The organism is Streptomyces sp. NBC_00162, from assembly GCF_024611995.1.
Classification (GTDB): domain Bacteria; phylum Actinomycetota; class Actinomycetes; order Streptomycetales; family Streptomycetaceae; genus Streptomyces.
Map to the genome: position 1 here is coordinate 5,406,181 of NZ_CP102509.1, position 22,252 is coordinate 5,428,432.

The 22,252-nt window shown below is 71.1% G+C and carries 24 protein-coding genes; 15 read left to right on the top strand and 9 right to left on the bottom strand.

Annotated features, from left to right (window positions below; genetic code table 11):
• The first annotated feature begins 85 nt into the window (after positions 1-85).
• The gene (locus tag JIW86_RS25090; protein ID WP_069920456.1) at positions 86-727 is read left to right on the top strand and encodes an IclR family transcriptional regulator; all 642 of its coding nucleotides are present in this window, start codon (positions 86-88) and stop codon (positions 725-727) included.
• A gap of 214 nt (positions 728-941) precedes the next feature.
• Positions 942-1,724 (top strand): PDZ domain-containing protein, encoded by a 783-nt coding sequence (locus tag JIW86_RS25095; RefSeq protein WP_257559434.1) that lies wholly within the window; start codon positions 942-944, stop codon positions 1,722-1,724.
• Here JIW86_RS25095 and JIW86_RS25100 read toward each other — a convergent pair.
• The 4 genes from JIW86_RS25100 to JIW86_RS25115 all read right to left on the bottom strand — a co-directional run bounded on the left by JIW86_RS25100 (position 1,654) and on the right by JIW86_RS25115 (position 4,364).
• Complete coding sequence (locus JIW86_RS25100) at positions 1,654-2,952, bottom strand: MFS transporter (protein ID WP_257556140.1); 1,299 nt, start codon at positions 2,950-2,952, stop codon at positions 1,654-1,656. The two genes, JIW86_RS25095 and JIW86_RS25100, sit on opposite strands and share 71 nt — an antisense overlap.
• Positions 2,949-3,152, bottom strand: coding sequence for a hypothetical protein (locus JIW86_RS25105; protein ID WP_257556141.1), 204 nt, complete (start codon positions 3,150-3,152; stop codon positions 2,949-2,951). The genes JIW86_RS25100 and JIW86_RS25105 overlap by 4 nt, the downstream gene beginning before the upstream one ends.
• A gap of 56 nt (positions 3,153-3,208) precedes the next feature.
• The gene (locus tag JIW86_RS25110; protein WP_257556142.1) at positions 3,209-3,793 is read right to left on the bottom strand and encodes an ArsR/SmtB family transcription factor; all 585 of its coding nucleotides are present in this window, start codon (positions 3,791-3,793) and stop codon (positions 3,209-3,211) included.
• Between the two features lie 94 nt (positions 3,794-3,887).
• Complete coding sequence (locus JIW86_RS25115; protein ID WP_215018310.1) at positions 3,888-4,364, bottom strand: Lrp/AsnC family transcriptional regulator; 477 nt, start codon at positions 4,362-4,364, stop codon at positions 3,888-3,890.
• Positions 4,365-4,497: 133 nt separating this feature from the next.
• On the opposite strand from JIW86_RS25115, the gene hppD reads away from it, so the two are divergent.
• Positions 4,498-5,643 carry a 4-hydroxyphenylpyruvate dioxygenase gene (hppD, locus tag JIW86_RS25120; RefSeq protein WP_215144469.1) on the top strand — a complete coding sequence of 382 codons (1,146 nt, stop codon included), beginning with the start codon at positions 4,498-4,500 and terminating at the stop codon, positions 5,641-5,643.
• A 66-nt stretch (positions 5,644-5,709) separates the two neighbouring features.
• Here hppD and JIW86_RS25125 read toward each other — a convergent pair whose 3' ends face one another.
• Positions 5,710-7,224 (bottom strand): tetratricopeptide repeat protein, encoded by a 1,515-nt coding sequence (locus JIW86_RS25125; protein WP_257556144.1) that lies wholly within the window; start codon positions 7,222-7,224, stop codon positions 5,710-5,712.
• A gap of 96 nt (positions 7,225-7,320) precedes the next feature.
• Between JIW86_RS25125 and JIW86_RS25130 the strand changes: the two genes are divergently transcribed.
• Positions 7,321-8,703, top strand: coding sequence for an FAD-binding oxidoreductase (locus JIW86_RS25130; protein ID WP_257556146.1), 1,383 nt, complete (start codon positions 7,321-7,323; stop codon positions 8,701-8,703).
• 23 nt (positions 8,704-8,726) lie between these two features.
• Here JIW86_RS25130 and JIW86_RS25135 read toward each other — a convergent pair whose 3' ends face one another.
• Positions 8,727-9,206: an SsgA family sporulation/cell division regulator gene (locus JIW86_RS25135; RefSeq protein WP_215144466.1), complete on the bottom strand. Its 480-nt coding sequence runs from the start codon at positions 9,204-9,206 to the stop codon at positions 8,727-8,729.
• A gap of 258 nt (positions 9,207-9,464) precedes the next feature.
• Here JIW86_RS25135 and JIW86_RS25140 point away from each other — a divergent pair, with 258 nt between their 5' ends.
• Together JIW86_RS25140 and JIW86_RS25145 are read left to right on the top strand one after the other, a co-directional pair.
• Positions 9,465-10,751: an RDD family protein gene (locus tag JIW86_RS25140; protein WP_257556147.1), complete on the top strand. Its 1,287-nt coding sequence runs from the start codon at positions 9,465-9,467 to the stop codon at positions 10,749-10,751.
• A gap of 120 nt (positions 10,752-10,871) precedes the next feature.
• A complete protein-coding gene (locus JIW86_RS25145) occupies positions 10,872-11,591 on the top strand; it encodes an RDD family protein (protein ID WP_215140326.1) in 720 nt (239 codons plus the stop codon).
• A 4-nt stretch (positions 11,592-11,595) separates the two neighbouring features.
• Here the strand turns inward: JIW86_RS25145 and JIW86_RS25150 are convergent, their stop codons facing one another.
• On the bottom strand, positions 11,596-11,919 hold the full coding sequence (locus JIW86_RS25150; RefSeq protein WP_215140325.1) for a hypothetical protein: 324 nt from the start codon (positions 11,917-11,919) through the stop codon (positions 11,596-11,598).
• Positions 11,920-12,391: 472 nt separating this feature from the next.
• On the opposite strand from JIW86_RS25150, the gene JIW86_RS25155 reads away from it, so the two are divergent.
• Positions 12,392-14,740 carry an immune inhibitor A gene (locus tag JIW86_RS25155; RefSeq protein WP_257559435.1) on the top strand — a complete coding sequence of 783 codons (2,349 nt, stop codon included), beginning with the start codon at positions 12,392-12,394 and terminating at the stop codon, positions 14,738-14,740.
• 112 nt (positions 14,741-14,852) lie between these two features.
• On the top strand, positions 14,853-15,164 hold the full coding sequence (locus JIW86_RS25160; protein WP_215140324.1) for a hypothetical protein: 312 nt from the start codon (positions 14,853-14,855) through the stop codon (positions 15,162-15,164).
• 201 nt (positions 15,165-15,365) lie between these two features.
• Here JIW86_RS25160 and JIW86_RS25165 read toward each other — a convergent pair whose 3' ends face one another.
• A complete protein-coding gene (locus JIW86_RS25165) occupies positions 15,366-15,950 on the bottom strand; it encodes a nicotinamidase (RefSeq protein WP_257556148.1) in 585 nt (194 codons plus the stop codon).
• A 142-nt stretch (positions 15,951-16,092) separates the two neighbouring features.
• A complete protein-coding gene (locus JIW86_RS25170) occupies positions 16,093-17,421 on the bottom strand; it encodes a nicotinate phosphoribosyltransferase (RefSeq protein WP_257556149.1) in 1,329 nt (442 codons plus the stop codon).
• Positions 17,422-17,501: 80 nt separating this feature from the next.
• On the opposite strand from JIW86_RS25170, the gene clpS reads away from it, so the two are divergent.
• The 7 genes from clpS (at position 17,502) to JIW86_RS25200 (ending at position 22,181) form a co-directional block, all read left to right on the top strand.
• Positions 17,502-17,816, top strand: a complete 315-nt coding sequence (gene clpS, locus JIW86_RS25175) for an ATP-dependent Clp protease adapter ClpS (protein WP_030717942.1) — start codon at positions 17,502-17,504, stop codon at positions 17,814-17,816.
• Entirely contained in the window at positions 17,816-18,418 is a 603-nt protein-coding gene (locus JIW86_RS25180; protein ID WP_257556150.1) for a DUF2017 domain-containing protein, read from the top strand. The genes clpS and JIW86_RS25180 overlap by 1 nt, the downstream gene beginning before the upstream one ends.
• Positions 18,419-18,745: 327 nt before the next feature.
• Entirely contained in the window at positions 18,746-20,185 is a 1,440-nt protein-coding gene (locus JIW86_RS25185) for an amino acid permease (protein WP_257556151.1), read from the top strand.
• A gap of 77 nt (positions 20,186-20,262) precedes the next feature.
• Positions 20,263-20,685, top strand: a complete 423-nt coding sequence (locus JIW86_RS25190; protein WP_257556152.1) for a M67 family metallopeptidase — start codon at positions 20,263-20,265, stop codon at positions 20,683-20,685.
• Between the two features lie 77 nt (positions 20,686-20,762).
• Positions 20,763-20,870, top strand: a complete 108-nt coding sequence (locus tag JIW86_RS41715; RefSeq protein ID WP_312847437.1) for a putative leader peptide — start codon at positions 20,763-20,765, stop codon at positions 20,868-20,870.
• An 82-nt stretch (positions 20,871-20,952) separates the two neighbouring features.
• The gene (locus JIW86_RS25195; RefSeq protein WP_257556153.1) at positions 20,953-21,231 is read left to right on the top strand and encodes a MoaD/ThiS family protein; all 279 of its coding nucleotides are present in this window, start codon (positions 20,953-20,955) and stop codon (positions 21,229-21,231) included.
• On the top strand, positions 21,231-22,181 hold the full coding sequence (locus JIW86_RS25200; protein ID WP_215140317.1) for a PLP-dependent cysteine synthase family protein: 951 nt from the start codon (positions 21,231-21,233) through the stop codon (positions 22,179-22,181). The genes JIW86_RS25195 and JIW86_RS25200 overlap by 1 nt, the downstream gene beginning before the upstream one ends.
• Positions 22,182-22,252 lie beyond the last annotated feature (71 nt).

The window sequence follows — 22,252 nt, forward strand, 5'->3', positions numbered from 1 at the left end:
CGGCGGCCTCTCCGTGCGCCGCCGCGGGACCGGCGGCGTTCCACCCCGAGAGTCACCGCCGCCCACCGAAAGAGGGAGAGGCGTCGTGACCGCGGAAACCTCCCAGACTCTCGACAGAGGACTCAGAGTCCTCAAACTGCTCGCCGACACCGACCACGGTCTGACCGTCACCGAGCTTTCCAACCGCCTCGGTGTGAACCGCACCGTGGTCTACCGGCTCCTCGCCACCCTGGAGCAGCACGCCCTGGTCCGCCGTGACCTCGGCGGCCGGGCCCGGGTCGGGCTCGGGGTGCTGCGGCTGGGCCGACAGGTGCATCCGCTCGTACGCGAGGCGGCCCTGCCCGCGCTGCGGTCCCTCGCCGAGGACATAGGTGCCACCGCGCACCTGACCCTCGTCGACGGCACCGAGGCGCTGGCCGTCGCCGTCGTGGAGCCGACCTGGACGGACTACCACGTGGCCTACCGGGCCGGCTTCCGCCACCCGCTGGACCGCGGGGCCGCCGGGCGGGCCATTCTGGCCGCCCGTCAGGGGGCCCTGATCGAACCCGGGTACACGCTCACCCACGGGGAGCTGGAGGCGGGCGCCAGTGGCGCTGCAGCGCCGCTCGTCGGGATCACCGGGCTGGAGGGCAGCGTCGGTGTGGTGATGCTGGCCGATGCGGTGCCGGAGCGGGTGGGGCCGCGGGTCGTCGACGCGGCGCGCGAGGTCGCGGACGCCCTTCGCTGACCGCCCTTCGCCGACCGCGCGGCGGGGTTCGGGGCCGGGAGCGGCGCCGTTGCCGGGGCTCCGCCCCGGACCCCCGCGCCCCAAACTCCCCCAGCTACCGCTGGGAGGGGCCCCCAGGCGGGGCTGCATTTGCCCGGCAAGGCTGGTTGGTGCGGCCAGGCCGGATAGTGCCGTCGGGGCGGGCAGATAGATTGGCCGGGTGCCCTCTCGTCTCATGCGTCTGCCGCGTCCCACCGCCCTGGCCGTCTGTGCCGTGCCCGTGGTCGGGCTGTTCGCCGTCGCCGTCTTCGCGCCGCTGCCCTTCGTGGTCGCCCAGCCGGGGCTCACGGCCGACGTGCTGGGCGAGCGGGACGGCAAGCCCGTCATCACGGTCGCCGGCGCCCCGACCCGGCCGACCGCGGGCCAGCTCCGCATGACCACCATCCAGGCCACCGGTCCCTCCACGACGGTGAACCTGCCCGATCTCCTCGACAACTGGTTCGACAGCTCCCGGGCCGTCATGCCCAAGGAGGCCGTCTACTCCTCGGGCGGAACCGACAAGGAGATCGAGCAGCACAATCTGGAAGAAATGGTCAAATCCCAGTCGGCCGCCGCGGACGCCGCCCTCGGCTATCTCCACAAGGACCCCAAGGACGTGAAGGTCGAGCTGAACCTCGCCGACGTCGGCGGTCCCAGCGCGGGGCTCCTCTTCTCCCTCGGCATCGTCGACAAGCTCGACGGCGACGGCAGCGGTGGCGACCTCACCGGCGGACGCACCATCGCCGGTACGGGCACCATCGCCGCGAACGGTGAGGTCGGCGCGGTCGGCGGGGTGGCCCTGAAGACCCAGGCCGCGCGGCGCGACGGGGCGACGGTGTTCCTCGTACCGAAGGCCGAGTGCTCGGACGCGCAGTCCGAACTCCCCGAGGGGCTCCGGCTGGTCCCCGTCACCTCTCTGACGGATGCCGTGAACGCTCTGCGGGCACTGAACCGGGGAGAGGACGCTCCGTCCTGCTGATGGCGGCGGCCGTGCCGTTCAGCCCGCGCCACGCCGGGAAGACCAGCGGGGCCAGCGTCGTCAGCAGGTAGGTGCCGCCGAACAGCAGCAGTGCCCGCGTCACCCCGAACCCGTCGACCAGCAGGCCGGCGGCCAGCCCGCCCATCGGCATGGCCAGCTCGCAGCCCGCCGTGCTCACCCCCGAGACCCGGCTGCGCAGCTCCTCCGGCACGTTCTCGTACACGACGGTGGTCAGAATCGGGTTGAGCACGCCGGCGCCGAGCCCGGACAGGGCCATGGTCACCGCGAGCGGCAGCGGGGTGTCCGTGAAGGCGGCCGTCACGTAGCGGGGCGCCCCGCACAGCAGGAACGCGGCCGCGAACACCGCCCTGCGGGGGAACCGCTCGCCCCAGACCCCGTAGAGCAGGGCGCCCAGCAGCGCGAAGCCGCCGAAGAGGGAGATCATCAGGCCGAGGGTGGTGGCGCCGCCGAAGGCCGCGTCGCCGTGTACGGGCAGCAGGACGGAGGACCAGCCCTGGTCCAGGCCGTTGGTCATCATCACCATCACGGTGATGCCCATCAGCAGCCGGGAGCGGGTCAGGAAGGCCCAGCCCTCGGCCAGTTCGGCCCAGTACCCGGCGAACGACACCTTCCCGGCGGCCCGTTGCGGCTCAGCGGCCGGCACCCCGCGCAGGAACGCGGCGACCAGCAGGGCGGACGCCGTGAAGGTGACCGCGTCCAGCAGCAGTACGGTCTCGGCCCCGAAGGCCGCGATCAGTACGCCGGCCAGCGCGGCCCCGATCATCCGGGCCCCGCGCGAGACGGCGTCGTAGAGGCTGGCGGCCCGGGCCACCGTGGTGCCCGCGTGCTCGGCGAGGCTCGGCAGGAGCACGTACCGGGCGGTCAGGCCCGGGGTGTGCACGAGCCCGCCGACGGCCATCAGCGCGCACAGCATCCAGAACTCGAGCAGGCCCGCGTAGTGCAGCAGCGGGATCGCGCCGACCGAGACCGCGCAGATCAGGTCAGAGGCCGCGGAGACCCGCCGACGGCCGATCCGGTCGATGACCGGGCCGCCGACGAGCGCGGCGACGACGACGGGCAGGGTGGCGCAGAAGGCGACGATCCCGGCCCGCCCGGCGCTGCCCGTGGTCTGGAGCACGAACCACGGCACGCCGATCAGGGTGAGCGAACTCCCGGCTATGGAAATGGTGTTGGCGGCCAGGACCGCCGTGAACGGGCCTCTGCTCATGCCGCGTGCTGCTGGCGGAGGCGGGCGTGGATGTGGGCCGGCTGCATCAGGCGCATCCCGGCGGCGACCAGCGCCTCGCCGAGGCGGTCGCGCAGGGCGGGGGTGGTGTCGGCCGAAGAGGCGAGGTGCCAGGCGGCGGCCTCGGCGGCCAGTTCGGCGGTGCGGGCTGCGTGGATCCGGGCATGGGTGAAGGCGTGCATGGCAGGACTCCTTCTGCGAAAGGCTGCGAAAGGACGCGAGAGGCTGCGAGAGGGTGCTATTCCGCGGTGCGGCGCGGGATGACGTGCGTGTGGAAACGGACCGTTTCCATGTCGTCCGAGGGCGGCAGCTCGCGGTAACTGTTGATCAGGTCGTGGATCTTGTGGATCAGCTCGTGGCTCTGCCCGGCGGTGAGTTTCAGCGTGAAGTCGCTGAGGTCCGAGGCGCCGCGCCATTCGGTGGGCCACTCGTGCGCCGTGCCGAGCCAGGTGTCCAGCTCCTGAGTGTGGATCCGCGCGATCTCGGTCAGGAAGACGTCCGCCGCGCCGCGCGTCGCCGCGTCGCCGTCGAAGATCAGCCCCTCGTCGAAGGCGGTGCCGTCGTGAGAGGCCTTCCACCAGCGCTCACGGCCCTTGCCGTGCTCGGGCGCGTCCTCGACGAAGCCGTGCGCGGCGAGCTGGCGCAGGTGGTAGCTGGTGGCGCCGCTGGACTCGCCGAGCCTCTCGGCCAGTTGGGAGGCCGTGGCCGGGCCGTCCTGGCGCAGGGCGGCCAGCAGGCGCATGCGCAGGGGATGAGCCAGGCCACGCAGGGCGTGGGCGTCGAGGGTGCGGACGTTCGGCTGGGCGTCGGGCTTCTCGGGCATGCCTCAACTGTAGAGTTGCAAAGACTTCTCTGCAAGGATTTCTTTGCAACAGATTCTTTGGAACTCGTTCACCCCTCCCTGGCGCCCCATCGCCCTATCGGCTGTCGTCCTCGGCCGCCTGTTCCACCAGCGGGATGATCCGCAAGGGCACGGGATTCTCCATGACGATCGCCGTCGAAGCCCGCACGATGCCCTCGAATCCGACGACACGGTCGATCACCCGCTGGAGATCGGCGTTGGACCGGGCCACGAGCCGGCACAGCATGTCCCCGTGCCCCGTGGTGGTGTGCAGCTCCAGTACCTCCGGCACCCCGTCCAAGTGGGCCCGTACATCGGCCCCTTGACCCTGTTTGATCTCCAGGGTGGCGAAGGCGGTCACCGGGTACCCGAGGGCCGCCGGATCGACCTGCGGGCCGAAGCCGCGGATGACTCCGTTCGACTGAAGCCGGTCGAGACGGGCCTGCACGGTTCCGCGTGCCACCCCCAGACGGCGCGAGGCCTCCAGGACCCCGATCCGGGGCTCGCGGGCGAGCAGGACGATGAGCCGGCCGTCGAGGTCGTCGATTCCCATGAGTGCGCTCCGGGGTCCTCAGAGGTGGTCATAGTGCACAGATGTTTCAGCCAGTCTCCGGCCCAGCTGGGCAGTCTGTACAGCCAAACAGGAAACTATTGCGCAGCTTGTGGATCGGCGGGACTCTGCCGTCATGACTGAGACCCTCGACACCACCCCCCACACCGCGCGTGAGGCAGACCCCTTCCCGGTGAAGGGCATGGACGCGGTCGTCTTCGCCGTCGGCAACGCCAAGCAGGCCGCGCACTACTACTCCACCGCCTTCGGCATGAAGCTCGTCGCCTACTCCGGACCGGAGAACGGCGTCCGCGAGACGGCCAGCTACGTCCTCACCAACGGCGCCGCGCGCTTCGTCCTGACCTCGGTCATCAAGGCGACGACCGACCACGGCCGTTTCCTCGCCGAGCACGTCGCCGACCACGGCGACGGCGTGATCGACCTCGCCATCGAGGTCCCGGACGTGCGGGCGGCGTACGCCTACGCCGTCGAGCACGGCGCCCGCGGCCTGGACGAGCCGTACGAGGTCAAGGACGAGCACGGCACGGTCACGCTGGCCGCGATCGCCACCTACGGCCAGACCCGCCACACGCTGGTGCAGCGCGGCGACTACACCGGCCCCTACCTGCCGGGCTTCGTCGCCGTCGGCCCGATGGTCGAGCCCCCGGCCAAGCGCACCTTCCAGGCCATCGACCACTGCGTGGGCAACGTCGAGCTCGGCCGCATGAACGAGTGGGTCGCCTTCTACAACAAGGTCATGGGCTTCACGAACATGAAGGAGTTCGTGGGCGACGACATCGCGACCGAGTACTCGGCGCTGATGTCCAAGGTGGTCGCGGACGGCACCCTGAAGGTGAAGTTCCCGATCAACGAGCCGGCGATCGCGAAGAAGAAGTCGCAGATCGACGAGTACCTGGAGTTCTACGGCGGCGCGGGCGTCCAGCACATCGCGCTGGCCACGAACGACATCGTCGCGACCGTGCGGTCGATGCGGGCGGCGGGCGTCACCTTCCTGGACACCCCGGACTCGTACTACGACACCCTCGGCGACTGGGCGGGCGAGACCCGGGTGCCCGTGGAGACCCTGCGCGAGCTGAAGATCCTCGTCGACCGCGACGAGGACGGCTACCTGCTGCAGATCTTCACCAAGCCGGTGCAGGACCGGCCGACGGTCTTCTTCGAGATGATCGAGCGGCACGGGTCGATGGGCTTCGGCAAGGGCAACTTCAAGGCCCTGTTCGAGGCGATCGAGCGCGAGCAGGAGAAGCGCGGCAACCTGTAGGACGCGGAGCTCCGGCCCCCCGGCTCCCGCCGGGGGGCCGGCCCGTACCGCCGCCGAGGGGCTCCGTCAGCGGGACGACGGGGACGGCTTCGGCTTCGGCGCGGCCGCCGGCTTCGGCTTGGCCGCCTTCGGGAGTTCCGGCATCACCCACGGAGTGGCCGGCTGCATGTTCTCCGGGCCGCCCGACGGCGGCTGACCGATCGTCGCCAGGGCCGCCTTCGCCAGCGGCGCCCGCAGCGGCGAGAAGTGCGGGTTCGTGCGCATCGCCTCCTGGAGGTGGCGCCGCGTCGCCGCCTCGTCCCCCAGCCCGCGCTCGATCATCGCCCGGTGGTAGGCGAAGTCGGCGCTGCGCAACCCCAGCTCGGTCGCCTTCGTGGCGTACTCCAGCGCCGCCGAGTCCTCACCCGTCTTGTGCAGCGCCCAGCCCAGTGCGTCCGCGACCTGCACGCTCTTGTTACGCGACCACTCATCCGACAGCCGCTTCACCGCCGCCGCCGGATCACCGTGGTCCGCCTCGTACAGGCCCAGCACCACGTCGTCGTCGACGCCGTTCGTGTCGTCCCGCACCGCCAGCGCGCCCAGCATGTCGTACGGCACGCGCGCCTCCTGCCCCCGGCCCAGCGCGTCCAGCAGCTCCGCCAGCTCCAGCGCCAGCCGCGGCGCCGGAGTGCGCCCCAGCGCCATCCGGTAGTCCCGGACCGCCTCCCCGCCGCGCCCCAGCGCGGCCAGCGCCCTGGCCCGGCCGCCCAGCGCCTCCGACTGCGCCGGATCCGTCCGCAGCGCGCCCTCGTACAGCCGCAGCGCCTCCGCCGGGTCACCGCGCTCCCAGGACAGCTCCCCGAGCCGGAACAGCGCGTACGCCTTCTCCGCCGGGGCCTTCGCCGCGCCCGCCGCGTGCTCCATCGCGACCACCGCGTCCTCGCGCCAGCCGCGGTCCCGGTACACCTGCGAGGCCCTGACGTACGCCGCCAGGCCCGGCCGCAGCTCCAGCAGCCGCTCCATCGCCTTCTGCGCGGCCTTGTAGTCGCCCAGGCCCGTGTACGCGTCCACCAGCACCGGGTACGCCGTCCACCGCTGCGCGGACTGCGCCCGTACCAGCTCGCCCCACTTCTTCCCGGTCCCGAAGTCCCGCCGGGCATTGGCCAGCGTGCCCATGCCCGTCATCGCGTCGAAGTTGCCCTTCTCGGCGGGGCGGACCTCCAGCGACCTCTTCAGGGCCTTCTCCGCCTTCGGGAACCAGGCCGGGTCCGCCGAGCGCCGCGCCTGCTCCAGGTAGGCGGCGCCCAGGACCGCCCACGAGGCGTCGTCGTCCGGATGCCCGGCGACCCACTTCTCCCGGTCCGCGACCAGCGCCGTCACGTCCACCGCCGCCGCGGGCGCGCCCATCCCGACCGCCGCCGCGGCCCGTTCGCTCGGTCCCGGCGGGCGGGCGTCGTCGCCGGTCCGGGCCGGCCGGATCAGCAGGGCCCCCGCGATCAGGACCACCGCGACCGCGGCCGCCACGAGCGTCTTGCGGCCGGTGAAGGTCACGGGCGGCGCCGGGGTGAACGATTCCTCGTCGATACGGTCGATACGGTCCATGGGCTCACTGTGCGTCAATATGAAGAGCTCTCCGAGGTGTCCGAAGCCGGTCGCGGCCGTGTTCACACCGATGGCCCCCGGTGTCACGCTGGCCCCATGGATGACGACCTCTTCGCACGTCTGCGCACGAGCCTGCTTGCGGGGCTCCCGGCCGAGGCACTGCTCACCGACCCCCAGGTGACCGCCTCCTACGCCACCGACATGGCCAGCTTCTGCGCTGCGGGCACCCCCGCAGCCGTCGTCCTGCCCCGGACCGTCGAGCAGGTCCAGCACGTGATGCGCACCGCCACCGCCCTACGGATCCCCGTGGTCCCGCAGGGCGCCCGTACGGGCCTGTCGGGCGGCGCCAACGCCTCCGACGGCTGCATCGTGCTGTCCCTCGTCAAGATGGACCGGATCCTGGAGATCTCCGCCGTCGACCGGATCGCCGTCGTCGAACCGGGAGTGGTCAACGCCGTGCTCTCGCGCGCCGTCGCCGAACAGGGCCTGTACTACCCGCCCGACCCCTCCAGCTGGGAGCAGTGCACCATCGGCGGCAACATCGGCACCGCCTCCGGCGGGCTGTGCTGCGTCAAGTACGGGGTCACCGCCGAGTACGTGCTGGGCCTCGACGTGGTCCTGGCCGACGGGCGGCTGATGAGTACGGGCCGGCGTACCGCCAAGGGCGTCGCCGGATACGACCTCACCCGGCTCTTCGTGGGCTCCGAGGGCAGCCTCGGCATCGTCGTCCGGGCCGTCCTCGCGCTGCGGCCGGCGCCGCCCAGGCAGCTCGCGATGGCCGCGGAGTTCCCCTCCGTCGCGGCCGCCTGCGAGGCCGTCTGCGCCGTCATGGAGGCGGGCCTGACCCCCTCGCTGCTGGAGCTGATGGACCGTACGACCGTCCGGGCCGTCAACGAGCTCGGGAAGATGGGCCTCCCGGAGGACACCGAGGCCCTGCTGCTCGCCGCCTTCGACACCCCGCACGCCCCCGGGGACCTCGCGGCCGTGGGGGAGCTGTGCACGGCCGCCGGAGCCACCGCCGTCGTCCCCGCCGAGGACCAGGCGGAGTCCGAACTGCTGCTCCAGGCCCGCCGGATGTCCTTCCCCGCGCTGGAGGCGCTGCGGCCGGCGACGATGATCGACGACGTGTGCGTACCGCGCTCGCGGCTCGCCGAGATGCTGGACGGGACGGCCGCGATCGCCCGCGCCCAGAACCTGCTCATCGGGGTCTGCGCGCACGCGGGCGACGGCAACACCCACCCGATCGTCTGCTTCGACCCCGCCGACGAGGACGAGACGCGGCGGGCCCGTGAGTCCTTCGGCGAGATCATGGCGCTGGGGCTGTCGCTCGGCGGGACCATCACCGGCGAGCACGGGGTGGGCGTGCTGAAGAAGGAGTGGCTGGCCCGCGAACTCGGCCCGGTGGGGCTGGAGATGCAGCGGGCCGTCAAGGCCGCGTTCGACCCGCTGGGCCTGCTGAATCCGGGCAAGCTCTTCTGATCCCTCTGATCCCTCGGCCGGCATCACAGCTCCCCGTCGGCCGACTCGTCCGACGGCCAGGGGTCGCGCAGCCACAGCTCGTCTGCCGGGGTCGGGGCGAGCAGCGCGGCCAGCGCGGCGTCCAGGCCCAGCCGCTCGGCCTCGGTGCCGGGCGGGACGATGCGCAGGGTGCGTTCCAGCCAGGCCGACACGGAGGCGGCGGGGGCCTCCAGCAGGGCGTCGCCGTCGGGCGAGCTGAGCGCCATGCAGAGCACCGCCTTGTTGTCGATCTTGGTGGGCCAGATCCGGACGTCGCCGTGGCCGCACGGGCGGAACACCCCCTCGACCAGCAGTTCGCGGGCGAAGGTCCAGTTGACGGGGGCGTTGGAGCCGGTGTGGAAGGTGATGTGGACGGCGTACGGGTCGTCCGTGAGGTAGAGGAGCCGCGCGGGTACGGCGATGCTGCGCTCGGGGGACAGGACCAGCTTGAGTTCCAGCTCGCGCTCGATGACGGGGTGGTGCATGACGGCCTCACTTCGGTTCGGTGCGCGGGGCCGGATCGCGCCCCACACCCGGAGAGAGCCGCAGTGTGCCCGGGTATGACGCGACTTCGGGCGGGGAATCGAAGGTTGGCCGATTTCTGTCGGGTGACCGAAAACAGCCGCATGGCCCGAGGTTCGCCCGAAGGTTTGCAATCTCCCGTTACCGGACCTGTCGGGGGGCGGTTCTTGGCTATGGTCCTGCCTTGCACATGCCTCAAGCCACGATCGGAGTTGGGGACATTGACGGCCTCCCCTGGTGACGGCGAGCACGCGGCCCGCGAGGGCTACTACCCCGATCCGTCCATCCCCGGGTACGTCCGGTACTGGAACGGTGCCGCCTGGGTTCCGGGTACGAGCCGCCCTGCCCCGGCCCCGGTCCCGGTCTCCGTGGAGGAGACGGGGCCGGTGTTCCTGGACCAGACCTCGGCGACGGCGGCGGTGGCGGATGACGCTGCCGAGCGGGCCGTGGAGCGGGCCGTCGAGCGGGCTGCGGAGCAGGTGGTGTGGCAGGCCGACCGCGTTCACCAGGCCGGCTTCGGCGGGCCGCGCGACCATCGGGTGTCGTGGGGCAGCCCGCCCGAGCCGGAACCCGAGCCGGAGCCGGAGCCGGCACGCGAGCCCGAGCCGGCACGCGAGCCCGAGCGGGAAGCCCCGCGTCCGGCTCGGGCCCCGGCCGCCGGGATCTCCCTCGCCCGTACGCCGTCGGCCGCGGCCGGGATCCTGTCGGCCCGCTCCCCGGCGGCAGCGGCGGCTCCGGCTCCGGCTCCGGCCCCCGCATGGCCCGATGCGCCCGGCGGGTCCGGCGGCTCCGGCCGGTCCGGTCTGACGTCCTGCTGGCCCGAGTCGGCGCCCGCCGCCGCGGAGCCCCCGCCCGCCGCGGTCCGCCCCGAGCCCTGGCCGCCCCGGTCCGCCGGCGTGCGCCCGTCGATCCCGGCCACCAGAGCGGCGGCCCCGGCCACCAAGCAGGCCGCCCCGGCGGAGCCCCGGGCCGAGGCCCCGGCGACCCGTCGGGAGGGCGCCGGCACACCTCGGGCCGTGTTCGAGCGGATGGCCGAGCGCGCCGTGCGCCCCGCCGGCCTGGTCCGCCGGGCCGTGGCCCGCGCCGTGGACTCCCTCGTCCTCGCGGCGGTCGCGGCCGCGGCCGCCTGGCCCCAGATCCCCGCCGCCACCGCCCACGTCCAGGCCAAGGTGGACGCCGCCCGCACGAGCGGCGGCAGCACCACCGTCTGGCTGCTCGACGGGACCATCACGGGCCAACTCGGCCTGGTCCTCGGCGTGGTCCTGCTCTTCGGCGTCTTCTACGAGGCCCTGCCCACCGCCCGTTGGGGCCGCACCCCGGGCAAGAAGCTGCTCGGCGTGCGGGTGCTGGCCGCCGCCACCCTGCGCCCGCCCACCGTCGGCGCGTCCCTGCGCCGCTGGCTGGTGTTCGCCTTCCTCGGCCTCCCCGGCAGCCTCTGGTGCCTCGTGGACCGCCCGCGCCGCCGGGGCTGGCACGACAAGGCCGCGAAGACGTACGTGGCCCGCTAGGCCCCGTCCGGGGGCGCCCTGGGGGCGTCTCGGGGGTGTCCTGGGGGCGCCGGACCGGCTCGTCCCCCGGATGGACGCCGTCCCGTTGCGGGGTTGACGGAGCCGGGTTCGACTCGGGCCATGAGTACCGACCAGCCGCCGCCGGGCGAACCGCCGGAGGAAGACCCGTTCCGCAAGAAGCCCCAGGAACCGACGCCTCCGTCGGGCGGCTCGCCGTACGGCTCGCCGCCCCCCGGCCCCCCGCCCCCCGGCGGCGCGGGCGGCGGCGGATATCCGCCCCCGCCTCCGCCCCCGTACGGCGGTGGCGGCGACCCGTACGGTGGGAGCGGCGGCTACGGCATGCCCGATCCGCTCGCGGGGATGCCCCCGCTCGCCGACTTCGGCAAGCGGCTCGCCGCCCGCGTCATCGACGTGATCATCGTCGCCGTGCCGCTGTTCCTCATCCAGCTGGCCTTCGGCACCAAGCGGTACATGGTCGAGACGAACCAGGGCGAGGACGTCAGCGAGGTCTTCACGCGGTCCTACAGCGGCAGCGGCCTGATCATGACGCTGATCTCGATCGTCGCGTACGTCGGCTACGACTGGTGGTTCACCAAGAAGAACGGCCAGACGGTCGGCAAGAAGGCGCTGGGCCTGCGCGTCGCGATGCTCAACGACGGCAGCGTCCCGCAGTCCAACGCGTCCCTCGCCCGCGCCGCCGTGCTCTGGCTGCCGACGCTGATCTGCTGCTTCTGCCTGTGGCCGATCGCGCTGATCGTCTCGATCCTGGTGGACAAGCCGTACAAGCAGGGCCTCCACGACAAGGTGGCCAAGACGGTGGTGGTGCAGTCCACCACGTAGTCCCTCAGTGGTGAACGGGATGTTCGGCAGCGGCCGTCCGGGGTTCGGGTACCCGGGCGGCCGTCGGCGTGTCCTCGTACGGGAGGTGCGCGGGGACGGGCGCGGGGGCCGGGGTGGCCGCGGCCGAGCCGGGGCGGGCCGCGTGACGGCCCCGGCGCCTCGGGAGCGGCACGGTGACGGCGACGAGCAGACCGAGCGCGAGGGCGGCCGCGGAGATGACCGCGATCCCGAACCCCGAACTCGTCTGCGAAAGCAGCAGCATGGCGATCGTCGACACGACGACGGTGGCGGACCCGTAGGCGAGCTGTGCGGCAGTCGGACGCGGCATGGCGATATCCGTCCTCAGGGAGGGGAGGGGGAGTCGGCTCAACTCGGTCGCGCGTCAAGTGACTCTACGACGGGGGATGCCCGAGCGGAACCGCCAGTAAGCGTGACCTAACCCACGGTGCCGGAGCACAGGGGGCGCACGGGGTCATTCCGCACGCCCGTGGCGGACCCGAAATGCCCTGCGGAGGCGCGAGACGGCGCCCGTGACGCGCCCTTCGCCCCATATGGCAGCGGAACGTCCGAATAGCGGAACTGGCTGACCGCATAGTGCAGTTGTAAGGAACAAGTCAAGGTCTGTCTTTTCTTTCGACTCTCCGGTCAAATGTCGTCACTTGAGACGCGCGCCGCGCGGAACCCCCCGCTCCTATGGAGACGTTCCGACCAACGCTGCGGCCGCGGGAGGGGAACGACATCAAGTGACCAGCAATTCCGCCAGACGGCGTGCGCTCCGCGCGACCGCCGTCGCCGTGACCATGGCCGCCACCGCGGCATCGGGCGCCTTCTTCTTCTCGGCCCAGGCCGACAACAAGGGCCCCGGAGCCCCGGCGGCCGACCGCCAGGACCCGACCGCTCCTTCGAAGGTCGTCGAGCACGACCTCAAGGGCCCGTTCAGTGAGCAGCAGGCGCAGCAGCGCAAGGCCGCCCTGGACCAGGTGCTGACGGGCAAGAAGGACGTCGAGCAGCGCGGTGCTTCCAAGGTCGTCAAGCTCGATGACAAGAAGTACGTCGAGCTCGGCCGCGAGAAGACCGACAAGATCTTCACGATCCTCGTCGAGTTTGGCGACCAGGTCGACGACACGACCATGTTCGACCCGGACGGCCCGGGCCCGAAGCCGCCGGTCCAGAAGTACGGCGGCACCCCCGGCCCGATGCACAACACGATCGCCGAGCCGGACCGCGCCAAGGACAACAGCACCGCCTGGCGCAAGGACTTCAGCCGCGACTACTTCCAGGAGCTGTACTTCGGTACGGGTCAGGGCAAGGACTCGCTGAAGACCTACTACGAGAAGACCTCCTCGGGCCGCTACTCGGTCGAGGGCGAGGTCGCCGACTGGGTCAAGGTCCCGTACAACGAGGGCCGTTACGGCTCCAACTACTGCGGCCAGACCAACTGCTCCAACGTGTGGGACACCGTCAAGGACGGCGTCACGGCGTGGACGGAGGCCCAGAAGAAGGCGGGCAAGACCGACGCGCAGATCAAGGCGCAGCTGGCCCAGTACGACCAGTGGGACCGCTACGACTTCGACGGCGACGGCAACTTCAACGAGCCCGACGGCTACATCGACCACTTCCAGATCGTCCACGCGGGCGAGGACGAGTCGGCCGGCGGCGGCGTGCAGGGCACGACCGCGCTGTGGGCGCACCGCTGGTACGCCTACGGCACCGCGGCGGGCAAGGCCGGCCCGGAGAACAACAAGGCCGGCGGCACCCAGATCGGTGACACCGGCATCTGGGTCGGCGACTACACGATGCAGCCGGAGAACGGCGGCCTCGGCGTCTTCGCGCACGAGTACGGCCACGACCTCGGCCTGCCGGACCTCTACGACACCTCCGGTGGCGGCGAGAACTCGGTCGGCTTCTGGTCCCTGATGTCGGCTGGCTCCTGGCTCGGCACCGGCAAGGACTCCATAGGCGACCTCCCGGGCGACATGACGGCCTGGGACAAGCTGCAGCTGGGCTGGCTGAACTACGACACGGCCAAGGCCGCGACGAAGTCCACCCACAAGCTGGGCGTGTCGGAGTACAACACCAAGGACAAGCAGGCGCTGGTCGTCGAGCTGCCGAAGAAGCAGGTCAAGACCGACGTCGTCGCTCCCGCCGAGGGCTCCTCGCAGTGGTGGAGCAACATGGGTGACGACCTCAAGAACACCCTCACCCGCTCCGTGGACCTGACGGGCAAGACGTCCGCCGCCCTGTCCCTCAAGGGCTGGTGGGACATCGAGGCCGAGTACGACTTCCTCTACACCGAGGTGTCCACCGACGGCGGCGCCAACTGGACCGTCCTCGCCGGCACCGCCGACGGCGTGGCCCTCCCGGTCGACGCGGGCGGCAGCCCGTCGCTGACCGGTGTCTCGGGTGCCTGGAAGAACCTGAACTTCCCGCTCGACGCCTACGCGGGCAAGAAGGTCGACCTCCGCTTCCGCTACCAGACGGACGGCGGCGCGGGCGGCAAGGGCTTCACCGCCGACGCCGTCAACATCACCGCGGACGGCGCCACGCTGTTCACCGACGGCGCCGAGAGCGGCGACAACGGCTGGACCGGCAAGGGCTTCTCGCGCATCGGCGGCGGCTTCACCAAGGAGTACGCGCAGTACTACCTGGCCGAGAACCGCCGTTACGTCTCGTACGACTCCACCCTCAAGGTGGGCCCGTACAACTTCGGCTTCGGCAACACCAAGCCGGACTGGGTCGAGCACTACCCGTACCAGGACGGTCTGCTGATCTGGCAGTGGGACACCAGCCAGAAGGACAACAACACCAGCGTCCACCCGGGCCAGGGTCTGATCCTGCCGATCGACGCCAACGCCAAGCCCATGAAGTGGGCGGACGGCACCCTGCTGCGGAACAAGATCCAGCCGTACGACGCTGCCTTCAGCGCCTACTCGACGGACGCGTTCACGCTGCACAAGAACGGCGAGTCGCTGTTCCTGAAGCCGAAGCCCGCCAACCTGGTCTTCGACGACCACAAGGGCAAGTACTACTACGACGAGAACCCGACCGGCTCGGTGAAGGTCACTGACACCAACACCAAGATCAAGATCGCCAAGGAGACCTACGACGGTCTCGTCATGACGGTCGAGGTCGGTCCCGCCTCGAAGTAATTCGGTAAAACCGCAGGTCAAAGCATGATCGGCCGTCGCCCTCTAGCGGGCGGCGGCCGATCGCGTTTAGATGCGTGGTGCGAGTTTCTTATTGACGGGGGAGATGACAGCCATGCCCGGTGGAGGTTTCGTCAGATTGCCAGGCGGCAGCGTGGTGGTCGCGCTCACGCTGCCGAGGCCGTCCGGAGAGGACGGCGAGAGCGGCAATGTCCGCGTGCTGGTGCACGCCGCGAACCGGGCCCGCGCCCTGACCAGGCTGCGGAACCTCGGAATGCGGGCGGTGTACCTGCGGGGCAACGCACAGCCGCCGACCCCGGACGAGGTCACGGCTGTCCTGCACCACCCGGACGGCCTGCTCTGGCGCTGTGCGCCCGATGTCGCGGAGGAGCTCTGGCACCCGATCCGGGCCCTGCTGGGCACCTAGGTCCTGTCCGGGCGATCTTCGTGGGTCAGCCCGCGTGGTCTGGTGCGGTGCATCGCAAGGCGGTGGGGGCACCTCCCAGCGGTAGCTGGGGGACATCGCAGCTCGTACTTGGCCGTACTCGCGCGATGCGACAACGTGGCGAGGCGCCGTGCCAGGCCGCGCGGGCCCGCGAAGATCGCCCGGACAGGGCCTAGCGAGTCCCTAGCCGCCGACGAGGGCGACTCCGGCGGTCCGGAGCTCGTCCAGGGCGCGGGCGGTGGTGTGCGGGGCCACGGCGGCCGTCAGGTGCAGCAGCACGCGGGTGGTGAAGCCCGCGCGGGCGGCGTCCAGGGCGGTGGCCCGGACGCAGTGGTCGGTGGCGATGCCGACCACGTCCACGTGGGTGATGTGCCGCTCCCGCAGCCACCGGGCGAGGTCCGTCCCGTTCTCGTCGGTCCCCTCGAACCCGCTGTACGCGGCCTCGTACGCCCCCTTGTCGAAGACGGCGCCGACGGCGCCCGACGCGACGGCGGGGGCGAAGTTCGGGTGGAAGCCGACGCCCTCGGTTCCGGCGACGCAGTGGACGGGCCAGGAGGTCTCGTAGTCCGGCTCGGCCGGGGGGTACGCGAAGTGGCCGCCGGGGTCGATGTGGTGGTCCCGGCTGGCGACCACGTGCCGGTAGCCGGGGGTGGCCTGCCCGATGAGGTCGGTGATGGCGGCGGCGACGTCGGCTCCGCCGGTGACCGCGAGGCTACCGCCCTCGCAGAAGTCGTTCTGTACGTCGACGACGATCAGTGCGCGGTGCATGACGTTGTCCTTCGGCTCAGTGTGCATGTGCGGCGGCGGGGCCCTGCGGGGCTCTTCCCCCACCCCGCCCCTTCCCGAAACCGGGGCTCCGCCCCACACCCCGGTCCTCGAACGCCGGACGGGCCGGGGCGTGCCCGGCGGGTTACGCGTACTCCGTCGGGATGACGGCCTCGCCGCGCGAGAGCTGGGTCGCCGAGAGGGGGAGCCCCGCGAGGACGGCCCGGTGGCGGTCGCGCGCGGCCTCCAGCGGCTCGCGGGCGACCACCTCGCCGGCCTTGACCAGCTGTACGAGCAGCTGCGTGTCCGCCAGGGCCGAGGGGGCCGGGCCCACGCCCACGACCTCGGCCTCCGGGATCCCCTCGAAGTCCAGCCGCCGCGCAGCCCACTTGCGGCCGCCGATGGAGGTCTTGCCGCCCGTGGACCTCTTCGCCACCGGCGCCAGCGCCGCCTTCGGGTCCGCCGACGTCGCCCGCGCCACCAGCTTGTAGACCATCGAGCACGTCGGGTGCCCGCTGCCCGTCACCAGCTGCGTGCCCACGCCGTACGCGTCCACCGGCGCCGCCGCGAGCGAGGCGATGGCGTATTCGTCCAGGTCCGAGGTGACCACGATCCTCGTCTCCGTGGCTCCCAGCTCGTCCAGCTGCTGGCGCACCCGGTGGGCCACCAGCAGCAGGTCGCCCGAGTCGATCCGGACCGCGCCCAGGCCGGTCCCGGCCACCTCCACGGCCGTCCGTACCGCCTCGGCGACGTCGTAGGTGTCCACCAGCAGGGTGGTTCCGCTGCCGAGCGAGGCCACCTGCGCCGTGAACGCGTCCCGCTCACTGTCGTGCAGCAGCGTGAAGGCGTGGGCGCTGGTACCGACCGTCGGGATGCCGTACCGGAATCCGGCCGCCAGGTCCGAGGTGGAGGCGAAGCCGCCGACGTACGCGGCGCGGGACGCGGCGACGGCGGCCAGCTCGTGCGTGCGCCGGGCGCCCATCTCGATCAGCGGCCGGTCGCCGGCCGCCGAGGACATCCGGGACGCGGCCGCGGCGATCGCCGAGTCGTGGTTCAGGATCGACAGGATCACGGTCTCCAGCAGCACGCACTCGGCGAAGCTGCCCTCGACCCGCAGGATCGGCGAGCCGGGGAAGTAGACCTCCCCCTCCGGGTAGCCCCAGATGTCGCCGGAGAAGCGGTACGAGGCCAGCCAGTCCAGGGTCCGCATGTCGACGATCGCCCGCTCGCGCAGGAAGTCCAGCACCGCGCCGTCGAAGCGGAAGTTCTCCACCGCGTCGAGCACCCGGCCGGTTCCGCCGACCACGCCGTAACGGCGTCCCTCGGGCAGCCGCCGGGTGAAAACCTCGAAGACCGAGCGGCGGTCGGCTGTGCCGTTCGCCAGGGCGGCCTGCAGCATCGTCAGCTCGTAATGGTCCGTGAAGAGCGCTGTCGACGGCACGTCCACCGGCAGGCCCAGGTCCGCAGGGTTCATGGCCAGGATGCTAGCGCACATTTCGTCAAAGTGACGAGATCTAGGACCCGTTTGTGCGACGGGCCCGTCACGGTGGCAGCATGGGACAAGTGAGTGTTGCTCCTGTAGAGATCGAACGCACCGAATCGGCCGAAGAGACCTTCGCGGTCCCCGAACCCGACGTCCCCTGGGTGACCCTGGTGCACAACGACCCGGTCAACCTCATGAGCTACGTGGCGTACGTGTTCCAGGCGTACTTCGGCTATTCGAAGGACGTGGCGCACAAGCTGATGCTCGACGTCCATCACAAGGGGCGGGCGGTCGTGTCCAGCGGCACCCGCGAGGAAATGGAGCGCGACGTGCAGGCCATGCACGGCTACGGCCTGTGGGCGACCCTCTCCCAGGACCGCAACTGATGGGCGGCACGTTCCAGTCCCTGAAGGGCGGCGGCTCCGCCATCGCGCTCGACGAGATCGAGATCTCCATCCTGCGCTCCCTGGCCGTCCAGCTGCTGGAGCTGATCGGCCCCGGCGAGCCCGAGCCCGCCGAGGACGCCGACCCGCTGGCCGCGCTGTTCGCCTCCGACGGCCCCACCGAGCCCCCGTCGGACCCGGCGCTGGCCCGGCTCTTCCCCGACGCCTACGGCGGCCCGGGCGGCCCGGGACTCAAGGAGGACGCCGAGGAGCTGCGCGCCCGCTCGGCGGAGTTCCGCCGCTTCACCGAGAACGACCTGCGCACCCGCAAGCGGGAGGACGCGCTGGCCGTCGTGCGCAGCCTGGACGGGCTCACCCCGGCCGGCGACGGGGCGGCGGTGCTGGAGCTGACGGGGGAGCTGCCGCTGCGCTGGCTCGGCGCGCTCAACGACCTGCGCCTGACCCTCGCGGCCCGCCTCGACATCACCGAGGACGACGAGAGCGCGGTGCTGTTCCGGCTGCCGGACGACGACCCGCGCAAGCCGATGGTGATGGCGTACCTGTGGCTCGGTGGACTCCAGGAGACGCTCGTCGAAACGCTGTGACCCTCTGAAGATCCTCAAGGGCGAACAGTGTTCGCTCAGCGGACGCTCAAATCCGGATAACGATCAGATCACCGCGACTCGGTGGTCTGATCCATTTCTGGATCTTTGTTCCGAATTTCCTGTGCCCCACGTCACATTTCGCGCCCTCGGTCGCCCATAAACCCGTGATAAATCTTCACGACCGCCGCCGGGACGCCACCCCTGTCCCGCGGCCTGCTTGGACCGGCGGATCGCCGGCGTGCAACTCCATCCGTATCCGGGGGGATCGAGGACCCGATCCGCAGCCACCAGAAGGCGCGGGTCGGCGTGGAGAAAGGCGCACCAGACATGACCTCTGTGCAGGTCGAGCAGCACGGCAAGACGCCCGGCGAGGGCACTCAGGGCGAGGGCGGCGAGGGTTACCACCGCACGCTCGGCGCCCGCCAGATCCAGATGATCGCGATCGGCGGAGCCATCGGCACCGGCCTCTTCCTGGGCGCCGGCAAGGCGATCTCCAAGGCCGGACCCAGCCTGATCCTGGCCTACGCCATCGCGGGCCTGGTCATCTTCTTCATCATGCGGGCCCTGGGCGAGCTGCTCATGTACCGCCCCGTCGCGGGTTCCTTCTCGGACTACGCCCGCGAGTTCCTGGGCCCCTTCTGGGGGTACGTGACCGGCTGGACGTACTGGCTCTTCTGGGTGGTCACCGGCATCACCGAGGTCACCGCGGCCGCGCAGTACATGTCGTACTGGACCCACGACAGCTTCCCGCAATGGGCCTACGCGTTGATCTTCACGGTCATCCTCTACGCCGCCAACCTGATCTCCGTGAAGCTCTTCGGTGAGCTGGAGTTCTGGTTCTCCATGGTCAAGGTCACCGCCATCGTCGGCATGATCCTGATCTGCGCCGGCATCCTCACCATCGGGTTCTCCGACGCCGCCGACACCGCGACCGTCACCAACCTGTGGAACGACGGCGGCTTCTTCCCCAAGGGCATCGGCGGCACGCTGATGACCCTGCAGATCGTGATGTTCGCCTTCCTCGCGGTCGAGCTGGTCGGCGTCACCGCCGGCGAGTCCAAGGACCCCGAGAAGACCCTGCCCAAGGCCATCAACACCGTGCCGTGGCGCATCGCCGTCTTCTACGTCGGCGCGCTCATCATGATCCTGTCGGTCGTCCCGTGGACGCACTTCCAGCCGGGCGTCTCGCCCTTCGTCGCCGCCTTCGAGCGCATGGGCCTGGGCGTCGGCGCCGCGATCGTCAACTTCGTCGTGCTGACCGCGGCCCTTTCCTCCTGCAACTCGGGCATGTACTCCACCGGCCGCATGCTGCGCGACCTCGCGCTCAACGGCCAGGGCCCGAAGTTCTTCGCCAAGCTGACCAAGAGCGGCACCCCGCTGATCGGCACCACGTTCTCCGCCGCGCTGATGCTGGTGGGCGTCTGGATCAACTACGTCGCCCCGGGCAAGGCCTTCGACTACGTCGTCTCCTTCGCCACCATCTCCGGCATGTGGGCCTGGATCATGATCCTGGTCTGCCAGATCCGCTACCGCGCCAAGGCCGACCGCGGCGAGCTGCCGCAGTCCGCCTTCCGGGCGCCGGGCGCCCCCTGGACGAGCTGGTTCGCCCTGCTCTTCATCGGCATGGTCATCGTGATGATGGGCATCGACAAGGACGCCCGCGTCTCGCTGTACTGCGCCCCGCTGTGGGGTCTCATCCTGGGCCTGTCCTACCTGGCCCTGAAGTCCCGCAACCCGCGCGGTGCCGCCTTCACCAAGGCCTCCTGAACCAGGTCTGTCCACCATTCGGGCCCTCCCGTACCACTCCTCGGTACGGGAGGGCCCGTCTGCTTATCCTGTCGCTCATGCTGACCATCACCCAGGCCCTGTACGACCAGATCGTCGAGCACGCCCGCCAGGACCACCCCGACGAGGCGTGCGGTGTCGTGGCCGGCCCGGCGGGCACCGGCCGTCCCGAGCGCTTCATCCCGATGCTCAACGCGGCCCGCTCGCCCACGTTCTACGAGTTCGACTCGAAGGACCTGCTGAAGCTCTACCGCGAGCTGGACGACCGCGACGAGGAGCCGGTGATCGTCTACCACTCCCACACCGCGACCGAGGCCTACCCCTCGCGCACGGACATCACGTACGCGAACGAGCCCGAAGCGCACTACGTGCTGGTCTCGACGGCGGACAAGGACGGCCTCGGGGAGTTCCAGTTCCGCTCGTACCGGATCGTCGACGGCGTGATCACCGAGGAGGAAGTGCAGGTCGTCGAGGCCTACTGACCACCATGTGAGCACATACCGTCCACGATGCGGGATACCACTCCAAACGCGGGACCGGGAATCGTTAACATGACCGCATGGTTTCCCACGACGTGAGCATCGAGACGCCCGGCAGGCTGCTGCTCGTGGCGCGGCTGCACGTCGACCTGTGCCGCCTCGCCAGCGCGATCTGTCCTGCCGTCTGAGCACCAGAGCCCTCTCGCGCGGGGGGCCGACGCACCGCGCGCCTTCACGTTCTCACGCCTTCCTTCACGACTGGAGCCAGCCATGGCCATCGAGGTCCGCATCCCCACCATCCTCCGCACCTACACCGACGGCGAGAAGGCCGTGTCCGGTGAGGGCGCCACCCTCGCCGACCTGTTCTCCGACCTGGAGACGCGGCACAAGGGCATCGAGGAGCGCATCGTCGACGGCGGCCAGCTGCGCCGCTTCGTGAACGTCTACCTCAACGACGAGGACGTCCGCTTCCTCGACGGCATCTCCACCGCGCTGACGGACGGCGACAGCGTCACCATCCTTCCGGCCGTGGCCGGCGGCGCTGTCTGATGCGTTACGACTCCCCGCTGGCAGCCGTGGGCAACACGCCGCTGGTCCGGCTGCCCCGGCTGTCGCCGTCGGACGACGTCCGCATCTGGGCGAAGCTCGAGGACCGCAACCCGACCGGCTCGATCAAGGACCGCCCGGCGCTCCACATGGTCGAGCAGGCGGAGAAGGACGGCCGGCTGTACCCCGGCTGCACGATCCTGGAGCCCACCTCGGGCAACACCGGAATCTCCCTCGCGATGGCGGCCAAGCTCAAGGGCTACCGCATCGTCTGCGTGATGCCCGAGAACACGTCGCACGAGCGCCGCGACCTGCTCGGCATGTGGGGAGCCGAGATCATCTCGTCGCCGGCGGCGGGAGGATCCAACACCGCGGTGCGGGTGGCCAAGGAACTGGCGGCCGAGCACCCGGACTGGGTGATGCTCTACCAGTACGGCAACCCGGACAACGCGGGCGCCCACTACGCCACCACGGGCCCGGAGATCCTCGCGGACCTTCCGTCCATCACCCACTTCGTGGCGGGCCTGGGCACGACCGGCACCCTGATGGGCGTCGGCCGCTACCTGCGCGAGAACGTGCCCGGGGTCAAGATCGTCGCGGCCGAGCCGAGGTACGACGACCTGGTGTACGGCCTGCGCAACCTGGACGAGGGCTTCGTCCCGGAGCTGTACGACGCCTCCGTGCTCACCACCCGCTTCTCGGTCGGCTCGGCGGACGCGGTCACCCGGACCCGGGAACTGCTCCAGCTGGAAGGCATCTTCGCGGGCGTCTCCACCGGGGCCGCGCTGCACGCGGCGATCGGTGTCGGCCGCAAGGCGGTGGCCGCGGGTGAATCGGCGGACATCGTCTTCGTCGTGGCCGACGGCGGCTGGAAGTACCTGTCGACGGGCGTCTACACGGCCGCGACGACCGAAGAGGCCATCGAGGTCCTCCAGGGCCAGCTCTGGGCGTAGCCGCTGCGGGGGCTGGATTGCCCGTAGGGCAATTCCAGCCCCGCCGGCGTTTGAGGCGCGGGTCCGGGCGG